This window comes from Pelomonas sp. BJYL3 (assembly GCF_027257975.1).
GTDB classification, from domain to species: Bacteria; Pseudomonadota; Gammaproteobacteria; order Burkholderiales; family Burkholderiaceae_C; genus Roseateles_B; species Roseateles_B flavus.
Genome location: NZ_JANZKX010000001.1, coordinates 756,250 through 781,190 on the forward strand (window position 1 = coordinate 756,250; position 24,941 = coordinate 781,190).

17 protein-coding genes, 1 other RNA gene and 1 pseudogene are annotated in these 24,941 nt (G+C 70.1%); 14 read left to right on the forward strand and 5 right to left on the reverse strand.

Annotated elements, in window-relative coordinates:
- The first annotated feature begins 25 nt into the window (after positions 1-25).
- The 10 genes from O9Y01_RS03410 to O9Y01_RS03455 all read left to right on the forward strand — a co-directional run bounded on the left by O9Y01_RS03410 (position 26) and on the right by O9Y01_RS03455 (position 12,956).
- Entirely contained in the window at positions 26-3,022 is a 2,997-nt protein-coding gene (locus O9Y01_RS03410; protein ID WP_269630076.1) for a TonB-dependent receptor, read from the forward strand.
- An 82-nt stretch (positions 3,023-3,104) separates the two neighbouring features.
- Complete coding sequence (locus O9Y01_RS03415) at positions 3,105-3,800, forward strand: SapC family protein (RefSeq protein WP_269630077.1); 696 nt, start codon at positions 3,105-3,107, stop codon at positions 3,798-3,800.
- Between the two features lie 19 nt (positions 3,801-3,819).
- Positions 3,820-4,824, forward strand: a complete 1,005-nt coding sequence (locus O9Y01_RS03420) for a cupin-like domain-containing protein (protein WP_269630078.1) — start codon at positions 3,820-3,822, stop codon at positions 4,822-4,824.
- Positions 4,825-4,849: 25 nt separating this feature from the next.
- Entirely contained in the window at positions 4,850-6,373 is a 1,524-nt protein-coding gene (locus O9Y01_RS03425) for a tryptophan halogenase family protein (RefSeq protein ID WP_269630079.1), read from the forward strand.
- A 165-nt stretch (positions 6,374-6,538) separates the two neighbouring features.
- A complete protein-coding gene (locus tag O9Y01_RS03430; RefSeq protein ID WP_269630080.1) occupies positions 6,539-7,795 on the forward strand; it encodes an ABC transporter substrate-binding protein in 1,257 nt (418 codons plus the stop codon).
- The gene (locus O9Y01_RS03435; RefSeq protein WP_269630081.1) at positions 7,792-8,712 is read left to right on the forward strand and encodes a carbohydrate ABC transporter permease; all 921 of its coding nucleotides are present in this window, start codon (positions 7,792-7,794) and stop codon (positions 8,710-8,712) included. Before O9Y01_RS03430 ends, O9Y01_RS03435 begins: the two co-directional genes overlap by 4 nt.
- On the forward strand, positions 8,712-9,545 hold the full coding sequence (locus O9Y01_RS03440; RefSeq protein WP_269630082.1) for a carbohydrate ABC transporter permease: 834 nt from the start codon (positions 8,712-8,714) through the stop codon (positions 9,543-9,545). Before O9Y01_RS03435 ends, O9Y01_RS03440 begins: the two co-directional genes overlap by 1 nt.
- A gap of 42 nt (positions 9,546-9,587) precedes the next feature.
- Positions 9,588-10,925: a GH1 family beta-glucosidase gene (locus tag O9Y01_RS03445; RefSeq protein WP_269630083.1), complete on the forward strand. Its 1,338-nt coding sequence runs from the start codon at positions 9,588-9,590 to the stop codon at positions 10,923-10,925.
- Between the two features lies 1 nt (position 10,926).
- The gene (locus tag O9Y01_RS03450; RefSeq protein ID WP_269630084.1) at positions 10,927-11,985 is read left to right on the forward strand and encodes an ABC transporter ATP-binding protein; all 1,059 of its coding nucleotides are present in this window, start codon (positions 10,927-10,929) and stop codon (positions 11,983-11,985) included.
- 242 nt (positions 11,986-12,227) lie between these two features.
- Positions 12,228-12,956 (forward strand): GGDEF domain-containing protein, encoded by a 729-nt coding sequence (locus tag O9Y01_RS03455; protein WP_269630085.1) that lies wholly within the window; start codon positions 12,228-12,230, stop codon positions 12,954-12,956.
- Between the two features lie 23 nt (positions 12,957-12,979).
- Here the strand turns inward: O9Y01_RS03455 and O9Y01_RS03460 are convergent, their stop codons facing one another.
- Entirely contained in the window at positions 12,980-13,951 is a 972-nt protein-coding gene (locus tag O9Y01_RS03460) for a glycoside hydrolase family 16 protein (protein ID WP_269630086.1), read from the reverse strand.
- Between the two features lie 241 nt (positions 13,952-14,192).
- Here O9Y01_RS03460 and glk point away from each other — a divergent pair, with 241 nt between their 5' ends.
- The 3 genes from glk (at position 14,193) to O9Y01_RS03475 (ending at position 18,490) form a co-directional block, all read left to right on the forward strand.
- Positions 14,193-15,209 (forward strand): glucokinase, encoded by a 1,017-nt coding sequence (gene glk, locus O9Y01_RS03465; protein WP_269630087.1) that lies wholly within the window; start codon positions 14,193-14,195, stop codon positions 15,207-15,209.
- Between the two features lie 203 nt (positions 15,210-15,412).
- Positions 15,413-17,707, forward strand: coding sequence for an ATP-binding protein (locus O9Y01_RS03470; RefSeq protein ID WP_269630088.1), 2,295 nt, complete (start codon positions 15,413-15,415; stop codon positions 17,705-17,707).
- Positions 17,708-17,767: 60 nt separating this feature from the next.
- Entirely contained in the window at positions 17,768-18,490 is a 723-nt protein-coding gene (locus tag O9Y01_RS03475; protein WP_269630089.1) for a substrate-binding periplasmic protein, read from the forward strand.
- A 9-nt stretch (positions 18,491-18,499) separates the two neighbouring features.
- On the opposite strand, the gene O9Y01_RS03480 is transcribed toward O9Y01_RS03475, so the two are convergent.
- Together O9Y01_RS03480 and O9Y01_RS03485 are read right to left on the reverse strand one after the other, a co-directional pair.
- Entirely contained in the window at positions 18,500-19,576 is a 1,077-nt protein-coding gene (locus O9Y01_RS03480; protein WP_269630090.1) for a carbonic anhydrase family protein, read from the reverse strand.
- Positions 19,577-19,685: 109 nt separating this feature from the next.
- Positions 19,686-20,888, reverse strand: coding sequence for a multidrug effflux MFS transporter (locus tag O9Y01_RS03485; protein ID WP_269630091.1), 1,203 nt, complete (start codon positions 20,886-20,888; stop codon positions 19,686-19,688).
- Positions 20,889-21,079: 191 nt separating this feature from the next.
- Between O9Y01_RS03485 and O9Y01_RS23160 the strand changes: the two are divergent.
- Positions 21,080-21,337, forward strand: a pseudogene (locus O9Y01_RS23160) (Gfo/Idh/MocA family oxidoreductase); the annotation flags it as partial.
- Positions 21,338-22,032: 695 nt separating this feature from the next.
- Here O9Y01_RS23160 and rnpB read toward each other — a convergent pair.
- Positions 22,033-22,378, reverse strand: an RNA gene (gene rnpB, locus O9Y01_RS03495) — RNase P RNA component class A.
- 69 nt (positions 22,379-22,447) lie between these two features.
- Positions 22,448-24,844, reverse strand: coding sequence for a hypothetical protein (locus tag O9Y01_RS03500; protein ID WP_269630093.1), 2,397 nt, complete (start codon positions 24,842-24,844; stop codon positions 22,448-22,450).
- Positions 24,845-24,941: the final 97 nt, after the last annotated feature.

Genomic DNA, 24,941 nt, shown 5'->3' on the forward strand with positions numbered 1-24,941 from the left:
ACCAAAACCACCAGGAGACAGACCCATGACCCGCAACCCGCGCCGCCGCCACCTCGTGCCCTTGAGCCGGCTGGCCGCCGCCTGCGCCGTTCTCATCGCCCCGACCCTGCAGGCCCAGACGGCCGAGCCTGCCAAGAAGGACGAGGGGGCGCAGCTGGACACCGTCGTGATCACCGGCATCCGCAAGAGCCTGGACAGCTCCCTGGACCTCAAGCGCAAGGCGCAGGGCGTGGTGGACGGCATCGTGGCCGAGGACATCGGCAAGTTCCCGGACACCAACCTGGCCGAGTCCATGCAGCGCATCGCCGGCGTGTCCATCGACCGCGCCAACGGCGAGGGCTCGCGGGTGACGGTGCGTGGCGTGGGCCCCGACTTCAATCTGGTCCTGCTCAACGGCCGCCAGATGCCGGCCGCCAACCTGGCCGACACCACCGCCTCCAACGCCCGCTCCTTCGACTTCGCCAACCTCGCCTCCGAAGGCGTGGCGGCGCTGGAGGTCTACAAGACCGGCCGCTCGGAGAATCCCACCGGCGGCATCGGCGCCACCATCAACATCAAGACCGCCCGGCCGCTGGACAACCCCAAGACCGTGGCCAGCTTCGGCGCGAAGCTCGTCAGCGACGACTCCAACAAGCGCCTGCCCGGCGTGATCGCCGGCTCGCAGACCACGCCGGAGCTCTCGGGCATCTACAGCCAGGTCTTTGCCGACGGCACCTTCGGCATCGCCCTCAGCGGCAGCCTGCAGAAGCGCAACTCCGGCTACAACCAGGCCGGCGTGCCCAATGGCTGGTACAGCAAGCCCGGCAACCTGGCCAATGCCAATGACTGGACGGCCCTGCCCCTGCCCAACGAGCCCGGCGGCAGCAAGATCACCAACCGGCCCAAGCCGACGGATCTGTACGAGGTGCCCCAGAACCTCATGTACAGCATGAACGGCATCGAGCGCACGCGCACCAACGGGCAGCTGGTGCTGCAGTACCGCCCGATGAAGGACCTGACGCTGACGCTGGACAAGACCTACTCCGAGAACAAGATCCACACCAAGCGCAGCGAGCTCTCGGCCTGGTTCAACTTCGCCTACGACAAGACCACCTGGGCGGATGGCCCCATCGCCTCGCCCCTGATCTTCTCGGAGCTCTACACCAACGGCCCGGCCGACGTGGCCATGGGCGGCGCCTACTACGGCACCAGGAACAAGAACGACTCCACCGGCTTCAACGCCGCCTGGCGCGCCTCGGAGCGCCTGAAGCTGGAGCTCGACGCCCACCACTCCGTGGCCACCGCCGGCGCCGACAGCCCCTACGGCACCAACAACGCCCTGGGCGTGTCCATGCAGAACCGCGCCAGCGACCGCGTGGACTTCTCGGGCAAGTTCCCGGTGCTGGGCATCGGCCTCTCCGGCAATCCGGCGGACAGCGCCAGCCTCATGCAGGTCACCGGCTCGTCCTTCCGCAATGCCTACATGCGCAATGCCATCGACCAGGCGCAGATCAAGGGCAAGTACACGCTGTCGGACGCGTCCAACCTGGACTTCGGCGTGGGCCTGACCAAGGTGAACAACCGCACCGCCTTCGCCAACGTGCAGCAGAACGACTGGGGCGGCCACAACAAGCCCAGCGACTACGCCGACACCCTCTGGCAGGCCGACACCATCCAGCAGTACTTCAGCCGCGCCATGGACTCGGCGGACCGCTCGGCCATGGTCAACAACTTCTTCGTCTGGGACTTCAACGCCGTGCGCGACGCCGCGGTGAAGGCCGACGGCAGCGACAAGTGGTTCAAGGCCACCGACAACTTCGACGACGACCGCCGCACGCAGGAGCGCAGCACCAGCGCCTTCGTCCAGTACAGCGCCGACTTCGACTGGGGCGTGCCCATGAGCGCCGCCCTGGGCCTGCGCTACGAGCGCACCAAGGTTGACTCGCAGGCCCTGGTGCCCATCGCCACGGGCATCCAGTGGGTCTCGGCCAACGAGTTCGCCATCCTCAAGGGCGCGCCGGGCTTCACCAGCCTCTCCGGCAAGTACAGCTACCTGCTGCCCAGCATCGACTGGGAAGCCGAGCTGAGCAGCCAGTGGAAGGTGCGCGCCAGCTTCGGCGAGTCCATCGGCCGCCCGGGCTGGGACAAGATCCAGGGCGGGCAGACGCTCACCGAGTACCGCGCCGGTGGCGGCACCGGCAACCAGGGCAATCCGGGCCTGAAGCCGCTGCTGTCCAAGAACTTCGACTTCTCCGCCGAGTACTACTACGCCAAGAGCAGCTACGCCGCGGTCGGCATCTTCCGCAAGAACATCAGCAACTACATCGGCACCAGCGTGGTCCCGATGACGCCCTTCAGCCTGACCTCGCCCATCAACGGCGCGCTGTTCAAGGAGGCGGCTGCTTCTTGCGGCGGGGCGGACCTCACCTGCGTGCGCAACTACCTGCTGAACACCTACAACGGCCGCAATGGCATCGTGAAGACCGGCGTGGACGGCTCGGGCAACGCCCTGGGCACCATCGCCGGTCAGTCGGGCGACCCGATGGCGGTGTTCAACATCAGCGTGCCCACCAACCAGCGCAGCGACCACATCAACGGCCTGGAGCTCAACGTCCAGCACGCCTTCGGCCGCAGCGGCTTCGGGCTGGCCGCCAACTACACCTACGTGCGCTCGGGCCTGAAGTTCAAGGACGACGACCTGCAGGATCAGAACGCGCTGGTGGGCCTCAGCAACTCCGCCAACCTGGTGGGCTTCTACGAGGACGACCGCTACAGCGTGCGCATGGCCTACAACTGGCGCGGCGAGTTCCTCAACAGCACCAATGCGGCGGTGAACGGCGGCTCCGGCCCGTCCTACACCGAGCCCTACGGCCAGTGGGATCTCAGCATCGGCTACAAGTACAGCCCTCACCTGAGCTTCCAGTTCGAGGCGATCAACCTCAACGACGGCGTGATCCGCACGCATGGCCGCACCCGGCTGGAGGTGCAGTCGGTCACGCAGACCGGCCGCCGCTTCATGGTGGGCGCGCGCTACACCTTCTGAGCGCCGCCTGATCAGGGATCCTGCCCTCCCCGGCGGGATCCCTGTCTCCCTACCATCGGCCCACGCCCGCCCTGGAACGCCCATGCGCCCCGCCCTGCTCGACAACATCAGCCACCAGGCCCTGCGCCTGGACCCCGCGCCCTCCCGCGCCTTTGGCGACGACCTGCCGGTGGTGCCCACCGTGCCGGCGGAATTCCGCCTGCTGCAGGCCTGCTTCCCCATCGTCTTCCAGGCCTGCACGGGCGAGCTGCCCTTCCAGCCGGTGGCGCTGATGAGCCTCAGCGGCGCGGGCAATCGCTTCCTCGGCCCGCAGGGCTGGGACGCGCCCCATCTGCCCTGGGCCCTGGCGCGCCAGCCGCTGATGGTGGGCCGGGACGCCACGCAATGGGTGGTCCACATCGACCTGGACAGCCCCCGCCTGAGCGACAGCACGGGCGATCCCCTCTTCCTGCCCCAGGGCGGCCTCTCGCCGCTGCTGGAGCAGCGCATCAGCGTGCTGCAGGCCCTGCATGAGGGGCTGCAGACCCTGCCGGCCTTCATCGCCACCCTGCTGCGCCTGGAGCTGCTGGAGCCCATGGCCCTGGACCTGCCCGTGGCAGGCGGCGGCACCCGGCGCATTGGCGGCTTCCACGTCATCCACGAGGAGCGCCTGGACGCGCTGCCCGGCACCGTGGTGGCCGATCTGCACGAGCGCGGCTACTGGCTGCCGCTGGCCATGGCCGTGGCTTCGCTGTCGCGCTTTGGCGAGCTGATGCGGCGCGAGCAGCACCTGTCCTGAGGGCCCCGAGATGCCGGCGATGCGCGAGCTGCCCTGCACGCCCGGCCAGGTGCCGCCCTCGCTGACGGGCAGCGGCCCGGACGGCGACGCGCCCTGCGTGCTGCGCGGCCTGGTCTCGCACTGGCCCCTGGTGCAGGCCGCGCGCCGCAGCCCGCGCGAGGCCGCCGAGCTGCTGCGCGGCCACTGGCGCGACGCCACCGTGGGCGTCTACCAGATGGCACCAGAGACCGGCGGCCGCATCGCCTACACGCCGGACTTCAAGGGCTTCAACTTCCAGCGCGCCCTGCTGCCCTTCGGCACCGTGCTGGACCAGCTGATGGCCTGCCTGGACGACCCGGCGCCGCCCACCGTCTACATGGGATCCACCACCGTGGACGCCTGCCTGCCCGGCCTGCTGGACGCGCACCCGCTCGCCTTCGAGGCAGCGGAGCCGCCCCTGGTGAGCCTGTGGCTGGGCAACCGCGTCACCGTGCCGTCCCACCAGGACTGGCCCGCCAACATCGCCTGCTGCGTCAGTGGCCGGCGCCGCTTCACGCTCCATCCGCCGGACGCCGTGGGCGATCTCTACATCGGCCCGCTGGACCTCACGCCGGCCGGCCAGCCCATCAGCCTGGTCGACGCCGCCGCGCCGGACCTGCAGCGCTTCCCGCGCTACGCCGCCGCGCAGGCCCGTGCGCAAGCGGTGACCCTCGAGGCGGGCGACGCGATCTACATCCCCAGCCAGTGGTGGCACCAGGTCCAGGCCCTGGACCCCTTCAGCGGCCTGATCAACTACTGGTGGCGCCGCACGCCCGCCTGGCAGGACTCGCCCATGAACGCGCTGTGGCTGGCCCTGGCCACCGTGCGAGAACTGCCGCCCGCCGAACGCGCGGCCTGGCGCGCGCTGTTCGACCACTACGTCTTCGAGGCCGGCGAGCACACCGCCGCCCACCTGCCGCCCGACGCGCGCGGCCTGCTCGGCCCGATGGACGAGACCGCCCACCGGCGCCTGCGCGCCCTGCTGCTCAACAAGCTCAACCGATGAGCCCCCCTTTCCCGAGAGGCCAGCCATGACACCCTTCCACACCACGCAAGCCGTCCGCCGCGTCGTCATCGCCGGAGGCGGCACCGCCGGCTGGATGGTCGCGGCACTGATGGGCAAGCTGCTCGGGAAGCAGCTGCAGATCCGCCTGGTGGAGTCTGAGGAGATCGGCACCGTGGGCGTGGGCGAGGCCACCATCCCCGCCCTGCATGCGTACCACGAGCTGCTGGGCATCAACGAGGCCGAGTTCATGGCCGCCACCCAGGCCACCTTCAAGCTGGGCATCCAGTTCGAGGGCTGGAAGACGCCGGGTGAGTCCTACATCCACGCCTTCGGCCGCACGGGCCAGGACCACTGGAGCGCCGGCTTCCAGCACTTCTGGCTCAAGGGCCGGGCGCAGGGCCTGGCCCGGCCCTATGGCGAGTACTGCCTGGAGCTGCGCGCCGCGGAGGCCCAGCGCTTCGCCCACCTGCCGCGCAACGGCCTGAACTACGCCTACCACCTGGACGCCTCGCGCTACGCCCGCTTCCTGCGCGCGATCGCCGAGAGGCACGGCGTGCAGCGCCTCGAAGGCAAGATCGCTGCCGTGCTGGCCGAGGGACCGGACGGGGCGCTGAGCGCGCTGCGCATGCAGGACGGCAGCCTCGTCGAGGGCGAGCTCTTCATCGACTGCACCGGCTTCCGCTCCCTGCTGCTGGGCGAGACCCTGGGCGTGGCCTACGAGGACTGGACCCACTGGCTGCCCTGCGACCGCGCCGTGGCCGTGCAGACCGCCGCGGTGGGCGAGGCCCCGCCCTACACCCGCTCCATCGCCCATGACTTCGGCTGGCAGTGGCGCATCCCCCTGCAGCACCGCGTGGGCAACGGCCTGGTCTACAGCAGCCGCCTGCTGGCCGATGCCGACGCGCCCGACATGCTGCGCCGCCACGTGGAGGGCGAGCTGCTCATCCAGCCCCGCCTGCTGCGCTTCACGCCCGGGCAGCGCCTGCGCAGCTGGGAGAAGAACTGCATCGCCGTGGGCCTGTCCAGTGGCTTCATCGAGCCGCTGGAGTCCACCAGCATCCACCTGATCCAGCGTGCCGCCATCCGCCTGCTGCAGATGTTCCCGGCCGGCGGCATCCAGGCCTGCGACATCGAGGAGTTCAACCGCCAGTCGCAGAAGGACCTGGAGCACATCCGCGACTTCATCGTGCTGCACTACCACCTCAATGCCCGCCCAGGTTCGGCGCTGTGGACGCACTGCCGCGAGATGGCGGTGCCGGCCAGCCTGCGCCATCGCCTGGAGCTCTTCGCCCAGACGGGCCGCGTGTTCCGCCCTGCCGACGAGCTTTTCGCCGAGAACTCCTGGATCCAGGTCATGCTGGGCCAGGGCCTCACGCCCCAGGCCTGGCACCCGGTGGCCGACCTGATGGGCGAAGCCGAGCTGCGGCAGTTCCTGGGCACCCTCCACGAGCAGGTGGCCCACACGGTGCAGTCCCTGCCGCCGCACGAGGCCTATGTGCGCCGCTTCTGCGCGGCCGCGCAGGCCCGGGCCGAGCAGGCCATGGCCTGAGCCCCTCCGTGATGGCGCCACCGAGGGCCCGCGCCATTGACACAGGCACCCGGCTTCCCTATAGTTTGAAAGCGCTTTCATAGTCGATGCGCGCAGGCGGCATCGAACGCCAGGCGTCACCAGGCGCCCAAGACAAGGACAAGAGACAAAGTGGATGCAAAACGCGTGGATGCGCAAAGACGCGCCGGCCTCGGGCTGGCCCTGGGCCTGTGGGCCGGGGGCGGACGGGCCCAGGCCCCGCTGCGACTGAGCGTCGCGGCCTATCCCAAGCTGGACGCCATCGTCCGCGCCGCCGTGCCGGCCTGGACAGCGCGCCACCCGGGCGTGGAGGTGGAGGTGATCAGCCGCGAGATGAACGACCACCACGCCGCCATGATCACCGCGCTGTCCACCGGCAGCCACCTGCCGGACCTGATGGCGCTGGAGGTGGGGTACGTGGGCCGCTTCGCCCAGGGCCGCGGCCTCTTCGACCTGCGCCAGGCCCCCTGCCAGGCGGAGCGCCTGCGCGAGCGCTTCGTGCCCTACACCTGGGGCCAGGCCGGCAACCGCCGCGGCGAGATCGTCGCCCTGCCCTCGGACATCGGCCCCGGCACCCTGCTCTACCGTCAGGACCTGCTGGCGCGTGCCGGCCTGCAGGCCGAGGACCTCAACGGCAGCTGGGCCGGCTATGTGGCCGCGGGCCGCGAGATCCGCCGCAAGACCGGCGCCTATCTGCTGGCCCATGCGCGGGACATGAAGGACATCCTCATCCGCACCGGCGTGCAGCCCGGCGAGGGCCTCTACTTCAGCGAGGACAACCGCGTGCTGGTCAACGGCCCGCGCTTCCGGCGTGCCTTCGAGCTGGCCCGCCAGGTGCGCGCCGAGGGGCTGGACGCCAAGGTCTACAACTGGTCCAGCGACTGGACCGAGGGCTTCCGCCGCGGCCTGATCGCGACCCAGATGATCGGCGCCTGGCTCGTGGGCTTCATGGGCTCCTGGCTGGCGCCCAAGACCCGCGGCCTGTGGCGCGCCGCCCAGCTGCCCGAGGGCGCCTTCGCGGCCTATGGCGGCAGCTTCTACGCCCTGCCGGCCAAGGGGGACGCGAGCCGCCGTGCCCTGGCCTGGGACTTCATGCAAGACCTGACCCTCAACAAGACCCTGCTGCTGGACGCCTTCCAGACGCACGACATCTTCCCCGCCCTGGTCGACACCTTCGAGGACCCCTTCTTCGACGAGCCGGTGGCCTTCCTGGGCGGCCAGCGCGCCCGGCATCTGTGGCGCGAGGCCGCCCGCCGGATCACGCCCGTGGCCGTGCACCGCCAGGATGCCTTCGCCGACGAAGTCATCAACACCGAGCTGGACAAGGTGCTCACCCGCGGCAAGGACATCGCCAGCGCCCTGGGTGACGCCGAGCGCCTGCTGCAGACGAGGGCCCAGCGATGAAGCGACTGCGCATCCGCCCCGCCGGCGCCCCCTATCTGTTCCTCGCGCCCTTCCTGCTGCTCTTCGCCGTCTTCGGCCTCTTCCCGCTGCTGTTCTCGCTGTGGCTGGCGCTGAACCGCTGGGAGCCCACCAGCGGCCTCGCGGCCATGGAGTGGGTGGGCCTCGACAACTTCGCCTTCGCGCTCAAGGACGCCTGGTTCTGGAAGTCCCTGGGCAACACCGTGTGGCTGGGCGTGGCCAGCGCCGTGCCGCAGCACCTGGTAGCCCTGCCCCTGGCCTGCGGGCTGCAGGCGCTGGGCCAGCGCTGGCGCAATGCACTGATGGGCGCCTACTTCCTGCCCTACATCACCTCGACGGTGGCCATCGCCATCCTGTTCAGCGCCCTGTTCTCGACGGACTACGGCCTGATCAACAGCGGCCTGGCCGCCCTGCGCCAGGTGCCCGGCCTCGGCCTGCTGCTGCCCGCGCAGGCCATCGACTGGCTCAACGACCCGGACCGCCTGCGCCCCGCCATCGCGCTGGTCGTGTTCTGGCGCTACGTGGGCTTCCACACCGTGCTCTACCTCGCCGCGCTGCAGACCATCCCCAAGGACCTGTACGAGGCCGCGACCATGGACGGCGCCGGCCCCTGGCAGCGCTTCCTGCACATCACCCTGCCGGGCCTGCGCAGCATGATGCTCTTCGGCTTCACGCTCTCGGTGGTGGGCAGCCTGCAGCTCTTCGAGGAGCCCTTCGTGCTGACCAACGGCCGGGGCGGCAATGACCAGGCCGGCATGAGCAGCGCGGTCTACCTCTACCGCCTGGCCTTCGACTTCAACGACTTCGGCGCGGCTGCGGCCATGTCCTGGCTGCTGTTCGCGATCCTCGCGGCGGCCACGGCGGCCCTGCACCGCGCCTTCGGCAAGGAGCGTGCGTGATGAGCAGCCGTCCTTCCCTGCAGCGCTCGCGCTGGATGGCCTACGGCCTCGTGGGCTGCGGCGCCCTGCTGATGCTGGCGCCCTTCTACGTGATGTTCGTCTTCGCCACGCAGTCGCGGACCGACATCTTCAGCGTCCCCCCGCCCCTGTGGTTCGGCGACGACCTCTGGGCCAATCTGCGCCTCCTGGGCGAGCGCATCCCCTTCTGGCGCAGCGTGGGCTGGAGCCTCTACGTGGCGCTGATGTCCACGGCGCTGACCCTGCTCTTCTGCGCCATGGGCGGCTATGCCTTCGCGATGTTCGAGTTCCGCTTCAAGCGAGCGCTGTTCGCGCTGGTGCTGGGCACCATGCTGCTGCCCAGCTTCATGAGCATGATTCCCAGCTTCATGGTGATGGACCTGCTGGGCTGGATCGACGAACCGCGCGCCCTGTACCTGCCCGGTGCGGCCAACGCCTTCGGCATCTTCCTGATGCGCCAGTACGTGCGCAGTGCCGTGCCCCGGGAGCTGGTCGAGGCCGCACGCATGGACGGCTGCGGCGAGTTCGGGCTCTTCGTGCGCATCGTGCTGCCGCTGCTCAAGCCGGCCCTGGGCACGCTGGGGCTCATCAGCTTCATCGGCAGCTGGAACAACTTCGTGGGCCCGCTGATCGTGCTGCGCAGCCCCGAGCACTTCACCCTGCCCCTGGCCCTGCGCCTGCTGCAGAACCCGGTGGACACCGAATGGGGCGCCCTCATCGCCGGCGCCGCCGTGGCCACGCTGCCCCTCATCGCCCTCTTCATGCTGGCCTCACGCCAACTGATCGCCGGCCTGACCGCTGGCGCCGTCAAGTGAGCCGGAACCCACTCAATCCCGCCATCTCCTGCTGAACTTCCCATGAGCGACCCGACCACTGCCCTGCCCTTCCCGCGCGATTTCGTCTGGGGGGTTTCCACCAGCGCCTTCCAGATCGAGGGCGCCGCCGATGCCGACGGCAAGGGCCCCAGCATCTGGGACACCTTCTGCCGCCAGCCCGGCGCCATCGCCGATGGCAGCGACGGCCGCGTGGCCTGCGAGCACTACCAGCGCTGGGCCGAAGACCTGGACCTGATCCAGAGCCTGGGCGTCAACGCCTACCGTTTCAGCGTCTGCTGGCCCCGCGTCCAGCCCACGGGTCAGGGCGCCTGGAACGAGGCCGGCCTGGCCTTCTACGACCGCCTGGTGGACGGCATGCTGGCCCGCGGCCTGCAGCCCCACCTGACGCTCAACCACTGGGACCTGCCCCAGGGCCTGCAGGACCGCGGCGGCTGGGGGAACCGCGAGACGGTGGACCGCTTCGTGGACTACGCCCTGGGCATCCAGCGCCGGCTGGGCGACCGCCTGGCCTCGCTGTGCACGCACAACGAGCCCTGGGTCGTGGCGGTGCTGGGCCACCATAACGGTGTCTTCGCGCCAGGGCTCAAGGACGAGGCCCTGGCCCTGCAGGTCTCCCACCACCTGCTGCTCAGCCATGGCCGCGCCCTGAAGGCCCTGCGTGCCGAGGGCGCGAAGGAGAAGCTGGGCATCGTGCTCAACCTCGCCCCCACCCACCCGGCCACGCCCTCCGCCGCTGACAAGGCCCGGGCCGTGCTGGAGGACGGCCGCCTGCTGCGCTGGTACATGGACCCGCTGTGCCAGGGCCGCTACCCGCTGGACATCTGGCTGGACCTGGGCGAGAAGGCCCCCAAGGTGCACGAGGGCGACCTGGCCGAGATCCGCCAGCCGCTGGACTTCCTGGGCGTCAACTACTACTCCCGCTCCGTGCAGAGCGCCGACAAGCCCTGGGATCCCAAGGCCGCCGGCAAGGAGGTCAGCGAGATGGGCTGGGAGGTCTACCCCGAGGGCCTGACCGAGCTGCTGCTGCGCCTGCACCGCGACTACCCGCAGGTGCCCAGCCTCTGGGTGACCGAGAACGGCGGCGCCTTCCCCGACCCCTGGGTGGACGGTCGCGTGCAGGACGAGGCCCGCACCCGCTACCTGCAGCGCCACATCGCCGCCGTGCATGCCGCAAAGCAGGAGGGCGTGCCGGTGGATGCCTACATGGTCTGGAGCCTGCTGGACAATTTCGAGTGGTCCTCCGGCTATGCCAAGCGCTTCGGCATCGTGCACGTGGACTACGAGACGCAGCAGCGCACGCTCAAGGACAGCGCCCGCTGGTACCGCCAGTTCCTGGCCGCGCAAGCCAAGGGGGCCTGAGGTGGCACGACTGAGCCTGCAAGGCATCCACAAGCGCTACGGCGAGCAGGACGTCATCCGCGGCATCGACCTGGACATCGAGGACGGCGAGTTCCTCGTCTTCGTCGGCCCTTCCGGCTGCGGCAAGAGCACGACGCTGCGCATGATCGCGGGCCTGGAGGACATCTCCGAGGGCACGCTGCTGATCGACGGCCAGCGCGCCAACGAGCTGCCGCCGGCCGAACGCGGCGCGGCCATGGTGTTCCAGAGCTACGCCCTGTACCCGCACATGAGCGTGGCCGAGAACATGGGCTTCGCCCTCAAGATGGCCGGCGTGCCCAAGGCCGAGCGCGAGGCCCAGGTCCGCAGGACCGCCGAGACGCTGAAGCTCACCGCCCTGCTGGACCGCCGCCCGGGCCAGCTCTCGGGCGGCCAGCGCCAGCGCGTGGCCATCGGCCGAGCCATCGTGCGCAAGCCCAAGGTCTTCCTCTTCGACGAGCCGCTGTCCAACCTGGACGCGGCCCTGCGCCTGGAGATGCGCATCGAGCTGGCCCGCCTGCACCGCCAGCTCGGCGCGACCATGGTCTACGTGACCCACGACCAGACCGAGGCCATGACCCTGGGCGACCGCATCGCCGTGTTCCACCAGGGCCGCATCGAGCAGCTGGGCACGCCGCTGGCGCTGTACGAGGACCCGGCCACCGAGTTCGTCGCCGGCTTCATCGGCTCGCCCGCGATCAATCTCGTGGACCGCCCGGCCTCGAGTGCCAGCCCAGCGCACCTGGCCCTGTGGTCGAACTGGACCGCAGCCCTGCCCGGCTCTGCCCAGCGCCTGGGCGTGCGTCCGGAGCACCTCCAGCTGGCCCCTGCCGGCGAGGGCGTGCCCGCCCAGCTGGACTTCGCGGAGCACCTGGGCGACACCCACCTGCTCTACGCCCGCGTCGAGGGCCTGGAGAAGGCCTTGACGCTGAAGGTCAACGGCGCCGTGCCGGCCCTGCAGCCCGGCGAGCGCATCGGCCTGGCCGCGTCGACGGCGCGGGTGCTGGGGTTTGATGCGCAGGGGCAGCGGGTGCGGAGCTGACGCGGGTCGGCCGCGCCTGCGCGGCCAGGGGCGCGGGATCCAGCCACAGGCAGGCGCCAGCGCCGCGTGCCCCTGCGCCAGGCAGGGCGCCTCGCCGTGCGCGTCTCCATGACTCAGGAGAAGAGCGTATGCTTCCAGGCAGGCTGTCGTGGTGCCGGCGCAGGAAAGGCCGGCATGCAGCCCCTGGAGCGCAGGCGGCGTGTCCGGTCCGTTTCAATCCCGCCAATCAAGGAGAGGGACTCATGACCGCCTCCGACGGCATCGAGGCCAGGCAGCGCCGCCTGGCTGAACTGCGCCAGGAGATTGCAGAGGCCGAGGCCACCTTGTTCGCCTTGCAGGAGACGATCCGGGCTGAACGCGGCGATGCCGGGCAAGAGGCCATACGTGGCATGGTCGCCGAGAACCAAAGGCTGACGGCCGCCAACCAGGTCGCCCATCAGGCCACCGCGACGGCCTATGCGGCACTCGAGATGGCCGTCCATGCCTCGCGCACCGACTCGCTGACCGGCCTGCTGAACCGTGTGGCGCTGTGGGACCGCCTGGAGCACGATCTCCATCTGGCGCGACGTCACGGCGCCATGCTCGCCGTGTGTTTTGTCGACGTCGACAACTTCAAGCACGTCAATGACACCCTGGGGCACGCCATCGGCGACAAGCTGCTGCAGGGCATTGCCCGGACCCTGGTCGGGGCCGTTCGCGCCAGCGACACGGTCTGCCGGCTCGGCGGCGATGAGTTCGTGGTGTTCGCGCCAATCAGCACCCGCGAGGACGGCATCCAGCTGGGCATGAAGATCACCGACGCCGTCAGCCAGCTTCAGCTGCAAGTCCCCTGCGCGCTGACGGCTTCCGTGAGCGTGGGCGTCAGCACCTATCCCCAGGATGGCGACACCGTCAGCGCCCTGCTCGCCAAGGCGGATGACGCGATGTACCTCATCAAGAAGGCAAGGACGGGCACGGCCTCCGGGACCTAGCTGCGCGGCACCGGCTGCCCCGCTCAGGGCTGCCGCTGATAGACCCGCACATGCTCGATCTCGTAGCTCAGCGGGAAGATGGTGTCGTCCACCGTGCCGCCGAGGTCCCCGCCGATGGCGAGGTTGAGGATGAGGAACTGCGGCGCATCGAAGGGCCATTGGGCCGGGCCGGTGCCGAGATTGTCGTAGCGGGCATGCTCGACGCCGTCGACACCGAAGCGCAGGCCCTGGGGCGTCCACAGCATCTGGTAGTCATGGAAGGCGCTGCAGGCGGTGGGCACTTGCACGGCGCCGCCCTTGCCATTGCCGCCGGACCCGCTGCTGGTGTGCACAGTGCTGAAGACATTCGCCGGCTCGCGGCCGACCTGCTCCATGATGTCCAGCTCGCCCTGCGCGGGCCAGCTGCCCTGCGCGCCCAGCATCCAGATGGCGGGCCAGCTGCCGCGGCCGCAGGGCAGCCTGGCGCGAACCTCGAAGAAGCCGTAGGTCCACTGGGCCTTGCCGGCGGTGAGCAGGCGGGCGGAGCTGTAGCGCTGGCCGCCCCAGTCGGGCTGGTCGGAACGGCTTTCCAGGCGCGCAGTGATCACCAGGCGGCCGCCGCGGACCTCGCTGTTCTCCAGCCGCGCGGCGCTGTAGTACTGCAGCTCGTGATTGAACCAGCCCTGGGCATTGCGGCCGGTGTCATAGGACCAGCGCCGGGGATCGGGCAGGCCGGGCTGATCGAACTCGTCGGACCAGACCAGCACATGGTCGGCGGGACGGGTCAGCGCAGGGGGTGCAGGTGCAGGTGCGGGGGCAGGTGCAGGTGCGGAGGCAGGCGTGGGCGTGGCCGCCGGTGCGCCGCCGCCGCCACAGGCGGCCAGGGCCAGGCCGGCCACGGCGGGCCAGCGCCTCAGGGGCAGCAGAAAGCCGGGGCGCGGAAGCACCCTCGCGGGCGCCGAGGGGGCAGTCGGGGTGGAAAGCTGGGTGGAAGGCTGGGTGGAAGGCGGGGCCATGGGCAGTCTCCAGCCGGCCGCAAGGCGCCCCGGCGCGGCTGGGCACGGGCAGGCCCTGCGCGGCGACCGGTAGGCATCGGGGCCGGTGAATTGATATGAAAGCGGTTTCATTATCTCGACCGCAGGCCGAACGGCGTTGAGTGGAAACACCGAGCCGCGCTCCCACATCTCCCCTTGTGGTTTGAAAGCGGTTTCAAGCACAATCCGGACATTCCATCCCGAACCGCACCAGGAGACCCCCATGAGCCAGGCCCATCCGCTGCAGGCCCCCGCGACCCAGGCCCCCTTTCCGCGCCTGCTGGGCGACATCGGCGGCACCCACGCGCGCTTCGCCTGGATGGACCGGCCGGGCGCGCCCCTGAGCCATGTCCAGACCTACCGCTGCGCCGAGCACCCCACCCTGGGCGACGCCATCCGGCACTACCTGCACGACCAGGCCCCCTCTCGGCCGGCCGCCTGCGCGCTGGGCATCGCCAACCCGGTGACGGGCGACGAGGTGCGCATGACCAACCACCACTGGGCCTTCTCCATCCAGGCCCTGCGCCAGCAGCTGGCCCTGCAGCGCCTGGAGGTCATCAACGACTTCACGGCGCTGGCCCTGTCCCTGCCCAGCCTGGAGGGCACTGCCCTGCAGGACCTGGGCGGCGTGCGCCCCTCTGCCGAATGCCTGGCACAGCCGCGGGCGCCGCTGGCCCTGCTGGGGGCCGGCACGGGGCTGGGGGTGTCCGGGCTGCTGCCCTCGGCCCAGGGCCCCGTGCCCCTGGCCGGAGAGGGCGGCCACGCCACCCTCAGCGCCATGGACGACGAGGAGTCCGCCGTGCTGGCCCTGCTGCGCGCCAGCTTCGGTCATGTCTCGGCCGAGCGGGCGCTGTCCGGCCCAGGGCTGCTCAACCTCTACCGGGCCAGCGCGCAACTGCTGGGCCTCGCCGCCGACCCGCAGCTGCAGCCCGAGCAGGTGCTGCCGCGCGCCCGCGCGGGCGATCCGGTGTGCCAGCGGGCCGTGGACCTGTTCTGCCGCTTACTGGGCAGCACCGCCGGCAATCTGGCCCTGACCCTGGGGGCCACCGGCGGGGTCTATATCGGCGGGGGGATCGCGCCGCGCATGCTGCCTGAGCTGCGCGCCTCGCGCTTCCGGGAACGCTTCGAGGGCAAGGGCCGCCTGCAGCCCCTGCTGGCGCCCATCCCCTGCTTCGTGATCGACAGCCCCACCTCGCCCGCTTTGCTGGGGGCCGCCCGGGCCCTGGACCGCGTCCACTGAAGCCGGCCTCGCCAAACCCGGCCCGGCGCGACATTTGCCACGCCGGATTTGACACAAACAAGACAGCACACCCCTCTGGATCAGCCAGAGCCTCCGCGAAGCCGTGCACAATCCCCGCAGGTGGCTGGCACCGACCTTGCAGAGGCGGCAGCAGTCCCCCGGCGCGCCCTGCGCCGGACCCCTGACGGTCCTGGAGTCTTTGTTTGAGTCGCAAGCGCACCAGTTCGCTCTTCGTGGCCCTTGCCATTGGGGTCAGCACCGGCCTCCTGCTGCCGGCGCTGAGCGTTGGCGGCCTGCTGATCGGTCTGCGCGAACCCCAGGTGGCCCAGCAGAACCTGGAGCGTGACCTGCAGACCAAGCTGGACGTGCTGGCCAGCAGCCTGCCCGAGCTGCTGTGGAACCTGGACCAGGTGGCCGCCCGCGAGGTGGCCGCGGCCATCATGAAGTCCCCGGACGTCGTCCGCGTGGCCGTCAGCGACGCCTCCCAGGGCCTGCCCTTCATCGAGATGCGCCACCCCGAGCGCCAGCTGGGCCAGCTGATCAAGGGCGAGCGCGACATCTTCCGCGGCAGCACCCGCATCGGCCATCTGCAGATCGAGATCGACGACCACCTGGCCGCCGCCGCCCTCAGCCGCCAGCGCTGGCTCTACGCCGCCACGGTGGGCGGGCAGCTGCTGATCTCGGTGGCCCTGGTGCTGCTGGCCCTGAACTCGCGCGTGATGCGGCCGCTGCGCTCACTGGGCCGCTTCGCCAACGACATGGCACAGGGCCGTTTCAGCACGGAGCTGGAGGGCGGGCGCAATGACGAGATCGGCCGCCTGGGCAAGCATCTGCAGGACATGCGCGATGCCCTGCAGCACCAGTTCGACGCGCAGCGCCAGCTGATCGAGCGCCTGCGCGGCATGGCCGAGACGGTGCCCGGCGTGGTCTACCAGCTGCGCCGCAGCCCCGAGGGCCGTTTCAGCTTCGCCTACGTCAGCGAGGCGGTGAAGGACTACTTCCGCGTGCCCGCCCAGCTGCTGCTGAGCGAGGCCGAGGCGCTGTTCGAGCGCATCCATCCCGAGGACCGCGAGGCCGTGCGTGAGGCCCTGGCCTCCTCGGCCCGCCACCTGAGCCCCTGGCAGCAGGAGTTCCGCACCGACAACGCCGACGGCAGCGAGCGCTGGCTGTACGGCAACGCCATCGCCCAGCTGGAGGATGGCGGCTCGGTGCTGTGGCACGGCTTCCTGACCGACATCTCCCGCCAGCGCCGCGACGCCCTGGAGCTGGACCGCTACCGCCATCACCTGGAGGAGCTGGTCGAGGCCCGCACGCAGGCCCTGGCCACCGCCACCCAGGCCGCGGAGGCGGCCAACCTGGCCAAGAGCGCCTTCCTGGCGAACATGAGCCACGAGATCCGCACGCCGATGAACGCCATCATCGGCCTGACCTACCTCGCCCGCCGCGACAGCACGGAGCCCGCCCAGCAGGACCGGCTCAAGAAGGTGGCGGACGCCGCCGAGCACCTGCTCAGCGTGATCAACAACGTGCTGGACATCTCCAAGATCGAGGCCGGCAAGCTGCACCTGGAGTCCGGCATCTTCTCGGTCAACCAGCTGCTGGACAACATCGCCAGCATGATGGCGCAGCGGGCCGCGGAGAAGCAGCTGCAGGTGCAGCAGGACGTGCCGGACGAGCTGCAGAACCGCGTGCTGATGGGCGACGCCCAGCGCATCACCGAGATCCTGATCAACTTCGCCGGCAATGCCATCAAGTTCACCGACCAGGGCTTTGTGCGCCTCAGCGCCCATGTGCTGGGCGAGACGCCGCAGCAGCTGCGCCTGCGCTTCGAGGTGCGGGACAGCGGCATCGGCATCAGCGAGGAAGCCCAGGCACGACTGTTCCAGGACTTCGAGCAGGCCGACAGCTCCACCACCCGGCGCTATGGCGGCACGGGCCTGGGCCTGGCCATCTCTCGCCGCCTGGCGCGGCTGATGGGCGGCGAGGTGGGCGTGCAGAGCGCACCCGGCGAAGGCAGCCTGTTCTGGCTGGAGCTGGAGCTGCCCCTGTCAGACCAGCCCCTGGCCGCGGCCGGCCTGCAGCGAGGCCAGGCCGCGCGCGAGCTGCTGACGCCCTTCCAGGGCCGGCGCGTGCTGCTGGCCGAGGACAATGTCGTCAACCAGGAAGTGGCCGTGGCCCTGCTGCAGAGCGCGGGGCTGGAGGTGGACGTGGCCAACGACGGCGTCGAGGCCTGCGAGATGGTGCAGCGGGGCGACTACGGCCTGGTGCTGATGGACGTGCAGATGCCCGCCATGGACGGCCTGGACGCCACCCGCGCCATCCGTGCCACCGAGAAGGGCCGCCAGCTGCCCATCCTCGCCATGACGGCCAATGCCTTTGCCGAGGAACGCCAGCGCTGCCTGGATGCCGGCATGAACGACCACGTGGCCAAGCCGGTGGTGGCAGAGCAACTCTTCCTGACCCTGCGCCGCTGGCTCCATGCCGGCACTGGCCACTGAGGGCGGCCGGCGCTACAGTCGTCTCGCAGGGCTGCCTGGCGCGGCCCTCGGGAGGGGCCCATGAAGGTCTGGATGTTCTGCCTCTGGCTGCTGGCAGGCTGCGGCGCCAGCGCGCAAGCGCAGCAGCGCCTGATCCTCACCACCGAGGAGTACCCGCCCTACAACATGAGCGACGCCCAGGGGCGCGTCACCGGCCTGGCCACCGACATCGTGCGCAGCCTGCTGGACAGTGCAGGCATCGAGTACGAGATCGCCGTCTATCCCTGGGCACGCGCCATCGCCATGGCCCGGACCCAGGTCAACACCTGCGTGTACTCGATGTCACGCACCCCGGAACGCGAGGAGCTTTACCGCTGGATCGGCCCGCTGGTGACCAATGACTGGACCCTCTTCGCGCGCAGCGGCGCGAGCCGGCCCGGCCATCTGGAGGAGGTGCAGAACATGCGCATCGGCAGCTACCAGGGCGATGCCATCGTCAGCTATCTGCAGACCCGCGGCTACACGGTCGAGGCCGCGCCCAGCGATGACGCCAACCCGCGCAAGCTGCTGGCCGGCCGCATCGACTACTGGGCCACGGGGCGCCTGATCGGCCTGTACCGGCTCAGGCAGCAGGGCATCGGCAATATCGAACCGGTGCTGAACTTCAACCGCACCGAGATGTACCTGGCCTGCCACAAGCAGCTGCCGGAAGAGACCGTCAGGCTGCTGAACGGCCAGCTGCAGACCCTGCATCAGAAGGGCGTGATCAAGGGCATCCACGCCCGTTTCGGCTACGCGCAGTGAGCACGGTCTTCACTGCGACTCCTTGATCAGCCGCCCCGAACCCGGCTGCACCGGCCGGGCGTTCATGGGGTAGAGCCGGCCGAAGATGTTGAGCTGGTTCGCCGACAGCTGCACCGGCTGGCGCATCACCATCCACAGCACGCCCTCCGAGCACGGCGGCGTGGTGAGCGAGCCCATGTAGGTGTAGTAGCCGCGGTCCTCGGGCAGCAGCTGGTTGAGGTCCATCTGGCCCGGCGCGGGCAGGGGCTCGCCCTTCTCCAGCGGGAGGTTGTTCCAGACGGTCTGCACCAGGGGCTGATCACGCCCCCGCTCCAGCAGCACGGCGACCACGGCCAGGCGGCCGTCCGCGTCCTTGTGCACGAGGTGGGCCACCATGTCGAACTGGCGACCGTTGATGCGCTCCTCGCTGGGCCGGTGGAAGTGGAACTGCAGCAGCTCGTAGCGGCGCCCCATCACCTGCAGGCTGTTGCCGGGCGCGATGTTCACCTGGATGGTGTGGCCGTTGTCCAGCACCGCGAAGCCGCTGGGCTGGTAGTCGAACTGGATCTTCTCCAGATCCACGCGAATGCCGTCGCGGATGTCGATGGGGCTCTGGCGCTTGCCACTGGCACAGAGCCGGTACTCGGGCTTGAGCTCGCCCCAGTGCTCGGGGCCGCCCTCGCCCTCGTAGGCCCAGTGCAGCTCGCCGCCATGGCCTTTGGGCTCGGCACGCTTGCCAGCCCGGGACTCGGCCTTGGCCTCGGACCGGGCCTCCGCCTTGGCCGACGGCGCAGGGGCGGGATCCGGCCGGGTGGCCAGGCGCTCCGCCAGGCGCTGGCGCAGGACGCCCAGGTTCTCGGCCGCGCCCTCCTCCTTGCCGGCATCCCTGACTGGGGTGGCGGACTTGTCGGATGACTGCTTGTCGGACTTCTCCGTCCTTTCGGCCTTCTCGACCTTGGGCTCGCTCTTCTCCGTGGGCGTCGAGCGCGCCTGCGCCGGCCGCGGCCAGGCCAGGCACAGGGCGGCCACCATCAGCCAGCTCAGGCAGGCCAGCGTCGGGCGCTGAAGGGACGGCAGAAACGGGGCGACAAGGGATCGGTGGTGCATGGAAGGCTCCTGAGCATGCGCGGCCGCACCCGTGGACGGGCCGGCTCGGCATGCACCTGCTTCTACATCGGCCGGATGACGGCAGTCTTGAGCGCCCGGCCCCGGCGGTTCAGACCTCGCGCTTGACCCAAAGCCAGGCCACGAGGCCGATGGCCATCATGCCTGCGGAAGCCAGGGCCAGGCCCAGGGTGGAATGCATGACCAGGGGCACCAGCACGCCGGCCACCAGGCCGTTGGCCGCGCTGCTGATGCAGGCCTGCAGCGAGGAGGCCATGCCGCGGCGCTCGGGCACCTGGTCCAGCACCATCAGCGTCACCACCGGCACCATGAGGGCCCAGCCCAGAGCGAAGACGCCGATCACCGGCAGCGCCCACCAGGCGCTGGGCGGCAGGGCCAGGTTCAGCGCCACGTTCAGCACGGCCATGGCCAGCATGATGGAGAAGCCACGGCGGATCTGGGCCCGGGGCTTGATCTTGCCCGCCAGGCGACCGCTGAACCAGGCGCCGCCCATGATGCCGCCGATGCTGAACAGGAAGAACAGGAAGAACTGCGTGGGCGCCAGGTGCAGGTGCTCGCCCAGGAAGACCGGGGCGGCCAGCACGTAGAGGAACATGCCGTTGAAGGGGATGCCGCTGGCGAGGGTCAGCAGCAGGAACTTGCGGCTGCCGCAGAGCTGCCCGTAGCCGCGCATCAGGTCACGCGGGTGGAAGGGCTGGGCCAGGTCCTTGTGCAGGGTCTCGGGCAGCAGGCGCCAGTTGGCCACGAACAGGGCCGTGCCCACCAGCACCAGGAACCAGAAGATCGAGTGCCAGTCGGCATGCACGAAGAGAAAGCCGCCCACCATGGGCGCCACCGCGGGCGCCACGCCGAAGAACAGCGTCACCTGGGACATCACCCGCTGTGCCTCGGAGGGCGGGAACATGTCGCGGATGATGGCCCGCGAGACCACCACGCCCGCGCCGGCCGACATGCCCTGCACCGTGCGGAAGAAGATCAGCTGGCCGATGCTGGCCGACAGCGCGCAGCCCAGCGAGGCCAGCGCGAAGATGGCCGTGCCCACAAGGACCACCGGACGGCGGCCGAAGCTGTCGGACAGTGCCCCATGAAACAGGTTCATCAGCGCAAAGCCCAGCAGGTAGCTGGACAGGGTCTGCTGCATCTGCACCGGGGTGGCATCCAGGGCCTGCGCGATGCCGGCGAAGGCCGGCAGGTAGGTGTCGATGGAGAAGGGGCCTACGGTGCCCAGGCAGGCCAGCAGGACGGCCAATGTCCAGCGCGGACCGCGCCAGAGGGTGCCGGCATCAGGATTCATCGGGAGTGTGCGTTGTGCGCCGGTCCCGGGCGCCAGGCCCGGGCGGCAGGAGGAAGGGAGCGAATCAGTGTAGCGGCCGGCGCCGGAACGCGCTGGCACAGGGCCTAAACTCCGGCGCGCTTGCGTGAATCCTCAACATGCCCGAACCCTACGCCATTGGCCTCATCGGACTGGGAGTCATGGGCCAGCGAATGCTGGACCGGCTCCACAGCAACCCCCGCTTCCATCCCCAGTGCGCCTGGGACCCGGACCCGCAGGCGCGGGCGGCCCTGCGCGGCCGGCATCCGCAGCTGCTGATCCCCGAAGAGCCCGAGCAGCTGCTGGGCCATGCCGGGCTGCGCGGCGTCTACATCGCCAGCCCGCCGGCCTCGCACCTGCACTGGGCCGAGCGGGCCTTCGAGCACGGGCTGCCGGTGCTGTGCGAGAAGCCCCTGGCCGTCGATGCCGAGGCCGCGGCCCGCACCCTGCAGCGCCAGCGCCAGGGTCAGCATCGGGCGGCCGTCAACTTCTCGCTGGCGTCCAGCAGCGGCCTGGCGCAGCTGCAGTCCTGCTTCGGCGCGGCCTCGCGCCATCCCATGGGCGAGCTGGAGTCGGTGCAGCTGACCCTGCGCTTCGCCAGCTGGCCCCGCCCCTGGCAGCGCGACGCAGGCGCCTGGCTGGCGGGCCGCGCGGAGGGCGGTTTCTGCCGCGAGGTGCTGTCCCATTTCATCTTCGTGCTGCAGCGGGTGCTGGGCGCTGCCGAGGTGGTGCACAGCGAGCTGCTGTACCCCGCCCAGGCCGACGCGGCCGAGATCGGCCTGCGCGCCCGGCTGTTCGCGGCCGGCGTGCCCATCGACATCGACGCCGCCGTGCTGGGCCAGGAGGCTGATGTCAACGAGATGCGCTGGCGCGCCCGCGGCGGCGAGGTCTGGCTGAGCAACTGGTTCCGGCGCATCCGCCTGCGCAAGGACGAGGACTGGCGCGAGCTCGGTGAGCGCGACCTGCGCCCCGACCTCACCGAGGCCGACCTGCTGGAGCACTGGAGCGCCCTGCTGGACGGCCGTTCGCACGCCCTGCCCGGCTTTGCCGAGGCCCTGGCCGTGCAGCAGACCGTCGAGGCCCTGCTGAGCCAGGGGCACCCCGGTGCGCCCTTGCCTTCGAATATGGGTGAAGCAGATCGATAGGCCGGATTCTGTGCAAGACCTGACCCTTGCGGGCCCGGTCCCGTGACCGCCATTCCTCTGGGCCGGACATCACTGCCCGGCTCGGTGCCACCTACCCGCCAGCTCTGCGAGCCGCATCATCGCTGGCCTACTTGGTGTTGCTGCGCGTAGAGATTGCCCGTTTCACCCAGTCAGGCCTCCCGAGGAAGGCCCTCCTGACTCGTCTCTGTTGCTCTGATCCTCGGCTTTCGCCGGGCAGCCGTTAGCTGCTACGCCGCTCTGTGCAGTCCGGACCTTCCTCCAGTGCCGTGTTTCCACGCTCGCACCAGCGGCGGTCTGATCTGCTTCACGGGCCGCATTATCCCAGAAGCGGCACCGGCTCCCGCGAAGCCGGACCGGGGCACAGGTGGCGAGGCCTCAGCTGCGCGGCACGATGGCGTACCGCGGGTCGTGGTTGAAGTAGTAGGTGCTGCGGGACCACGGCCCCACCACGGCCCAGGCCGCCGCCTGGTCGGGGTTGCCGTTGGACGTGGCGATGGCCGCCGCCGCGATGGCGCCATAGCCTTCCACCGTGACCTGGTAGGTGCCCGGCGTGCCACCGCCCGGGAAGCCGCTGCTGCTCTCGGCCGGCATGCTCGGGGGCGTCGAGCCCTCGGCCAGGAAGGACCAGGTGCCGTAGAGCTCGTCCAGGTTCTGGTAGTAGCTGCCGTCCTTCTTGTTCTGCGGGAAGACGTAGTCGGCCAGGTGGCGCGGATGGGCGGACTTGGCGATGGTCGTGGCCTGCTTGCCCACCCAGTTCGCGAGGGGCAGCGCGGCGCTGCAGCCCAGCTCGACCGCGTGGTTGACCGACATCGTGATGAAGTTCTGCATCCAGGGCGCCGTGGAGGCGCCGCCCCAGTCGTCCGGCGGCACGCCGACGGAGCTGATGAACTGGTCGCGCGTGTAGCCGCCATTGCCCTCCCAGAAGGCCAGGCCGTTGGGGCGCGGCTGGGCGGGGCCGTTGGAATACCAGGCCATGTAGTTGGCATTCCAGCTGACGCGGATCGGGTGGCTGTCCAGGGAGCTGCTGATGGCATAGAGGCCGTAGCGCTGGGCCAGAGCCTCGTTGAGGCTCTGCTCGAGCAGGGAGCGCTCCGGGCTGCCGTCCAGGGCCGCCCACCAGGCGCGGGCGCGATTGCGGAACTGCCAGCCCCAGCCCCGCACCTGGACGCCGTTGAGGATCATGGACTTGTTTGACGAGCCGCTGCCCACGGAGTTGAAGGACAGGCCGGGGTTCACCACGAACAGGGACCAGGCCCCCAGCTGCATCAGCTTTTCCTGCCAGAAGGCCTGGCCGCTGCTGAGGTACATCCACCAGAAGGTGCCGGGCGTGTGTGCGACGTCATGCTGCCAGCCGTCGCGGCTCATGTTCAGTGTGCCATCCACCTTGAAGCGGTCGGCCACGGCGGCCTGGCTCCAGTAGTTGTTGTTGTCATGGAGGAAGACGGTGGGCCGAGAGAGCTTGGAGAGGATGCGCCCCTGCCCCGAGGTGGTGCCGATGATGGTCTTGGCGCTGTCCCCCTCACGGAAGAAGAAGGCCCAGGAGCCCGCCATCTCGGCCTGGCGCTCGCAGATGGCCTGCATGGATGCCGCGCCGGAGTAGAGGGAGACGCAGTCCCACTTGGGCATCAGGCCCAGATCCTGGCGGCCGCCGACGCTGGACATGGCGATCTGCCAATAGCCCTTCGCGCCCAGGCCCTGAGGCCGCGTGGCCCAGTCGCTGGCATAGCTGGCGACCGAGCCGGAGTGGATGACGATGCTGCTGTCGTAGTTGGGCAGTGCCCGGGTCTTGGCGAGGTAGGCCACGCCGTGCTTGATGTTGGCACGGGGCAGCTCGCGGCCGCCCCAGTAGGCCCGCGACTGCCAGGTGCCTGCGTAGAGGTTCACGCTGGTCTGCGTCAGGCGCGCGACCGGGCTGGCCTTGCCGGTGGTGAAGCTGAGGGTGGTCGTGGTCTCGTCCTTCAGCCGGGTGACGTCGGCCACCTCAACGATGTGGCGCACGTGGTACTTGCCGATGGTGGGCCAGAACTGCACATGGAACATGGGACGGATGGCCCGCGTGGCATTGCTGCCGATGTCGAAGGCCTTGGTCTTGTGGTCACACAGCAGCACCGTGGTGCACAGGGGGCCCTGCGTCCAGTAGCGGCTCTGCACGCCGCCGGCCGCCGTCTCGGCGGCCAGGCCGGCGTCGGTCTGGGCGGCCAGCATGGCGCGGGCGGAGACCGTCGTGGGCGAGGTGTCCGTCTGGCCGAAGGTGATGCTGATGGTCGCGTCGAAGTCGAAGTTCGCCAGCATGTCGGCCAAGGGCAGAGGCGTCACCGTGGGCCGGGGCTGGTTGCCGAAGCTCAGTACGCGCTCGGTGGTGCCCAGGGTGGGCAGCACCACGGAGATCACCGCGAACTTGACCGAGCCGTCGGCGTGGCGGGACTTGACGTCCGCCTGCGAGGCCACGATCACACCGTCCAGGAACACGCTCGGGGTGTCGGCGATCTCGCCTGCCGCGAAGGGCCGGCCGAACTGCAGCGGGTAGTTGGTCTCGCTGCCCGTGGGCAGGCTCACGCGCAGCTGGTTGTCGGGGCTCACGGGCGACCCACCGTCCGTGGGCGTGCCGCTGGTGGGCGTGGTGTTGGGCGTGGTGCTGGGGCTGGTGGCCGCCATCGCGCTGCCCCCGCCTCCGCAGGCGGTGAGATGCATGCCGCCCAGTACGCTCAGTGCCGAGCCCAGCAAGAACTTGCGGCGCACCACCACCGTCACGTGTCCCTTCGAATCTTTCATTGTGTGCCCCTCTCAAAGACCATGAGCCTGAAACGCCCGGACGGAACGCTTCAGGCCCGCATTGTCAGCCTGCCTAGCCTTGCAGGGGGTAAGCACC

What these genes read in the sequence shown, in the direction of transcription:
- O9Y01_RS03410 (WP_269630076.1), top strand. Translation starts at nt 26, where the DNA reads ATGACCCGCAACCCGCGCCGCCGCCACCTCGTGCCCTTGAGCCGGCTG.
- O9Y01_RS03415 (WP_269630077.1), top strand. Translation starts at nt 3,105, where the DNA reads ATGCGCCCCGCCCTGCTCGACAACATCAGCCACCAGGCCCTGCGCCTG.
- O9Y01_RS03420 (WP_269630078.1), top strand. Translation starts at nt 3,820, where the DNA reads ATGCGCGAGCTGCCCTGCACGCCCGGCCAGGTGCCGCCCTCGCTGACG.
- O9Y01_RS03425 (WP_269630079.1), top strand. Translation starts at nt 4,850, where the DNA reads ATGACACCCTTCCACACCACGCAAGCCGTCCGCCGCGTCGTCATCGCC.
- O9Y01_RS03435 (WP_269630081.1), top strand. Translation starts at nt 7,792, where the DNA reads ATGAAGCGACTGCGCATCCGCCCCGCCGGCGCCCCCTATCTGTTCCTC.
- O9Y01_RS03440 (WP_269630082.1), top strand. Translation starts at nt 8,712, where the DNA reads ATGAGCAGCCGTCCTTCCCTGCAGCGCTCGCGCTGGATGGCCTACGGC.
- O9Y01_RS03445 (WP_269630083.1), top strand. Translation starts at nt 9,588, where the DNA reads ATGAGCGACCCGACCACTGCCCTGCCCTTCCCGCGCGATTTCGTCTGG.
- O9Y01_RS03455 (WP_269630085.1), top strand. Translation starts at nt 12,228, where the DNA reads ATGACCGCCTCCGACGGCATCGAGGCCAGGCAGCGCCGCCTGGCTGAA.
- O9Y01_RS03460 (WP_269630086.1), bottom strand. Translation starts at nt 13,951, where the DNA reads ATGGCCCCGCCTTCCACCCAGCCTTCCACCCAGCTTTCCACCCCGACT.
- glk (WP_269630087.1), top strand. Translation starts at nt 14,193, where the DNA reads ATGAGCCAGGCCCATCCGCTGCAGGCCCCCGCGACCCAGGCCCCCTTT.
- O9Y01_RS03475 (WP_269630089.1), top strand. Translation starts at nt 17,768, where the DNA reads ATGAAGGTCTGGATGTTCTGCCTCTGGCTGCTGGCAGGCTGCGGCGCC.
- O9Y01_RS03480 (WP_269630090.1), bottom strand. Translation starts at nt 19,576, where the DNA reads ATGCACCACCGATCCCTTGTCGCCCCGTTTCTGCCGTCCCTTCAGCGC.
- O9Y01_RS03485 (WP_269630091.1), bottom strand. Translation starts at nt 20,888, where the DNA reads ATGAATCCTGATGCCGGCACCCTCTGGCGCGGTCCGCGCTGGACATTG.
- O9Y01_RS03500 (WP_269630093.1), bottom strand. Translation starts at nt 24,844, where the DNA reads ATGAAAGATTCGAAGGGACACGTGACGGTGGTGGTGCGCCGCAAGTTC.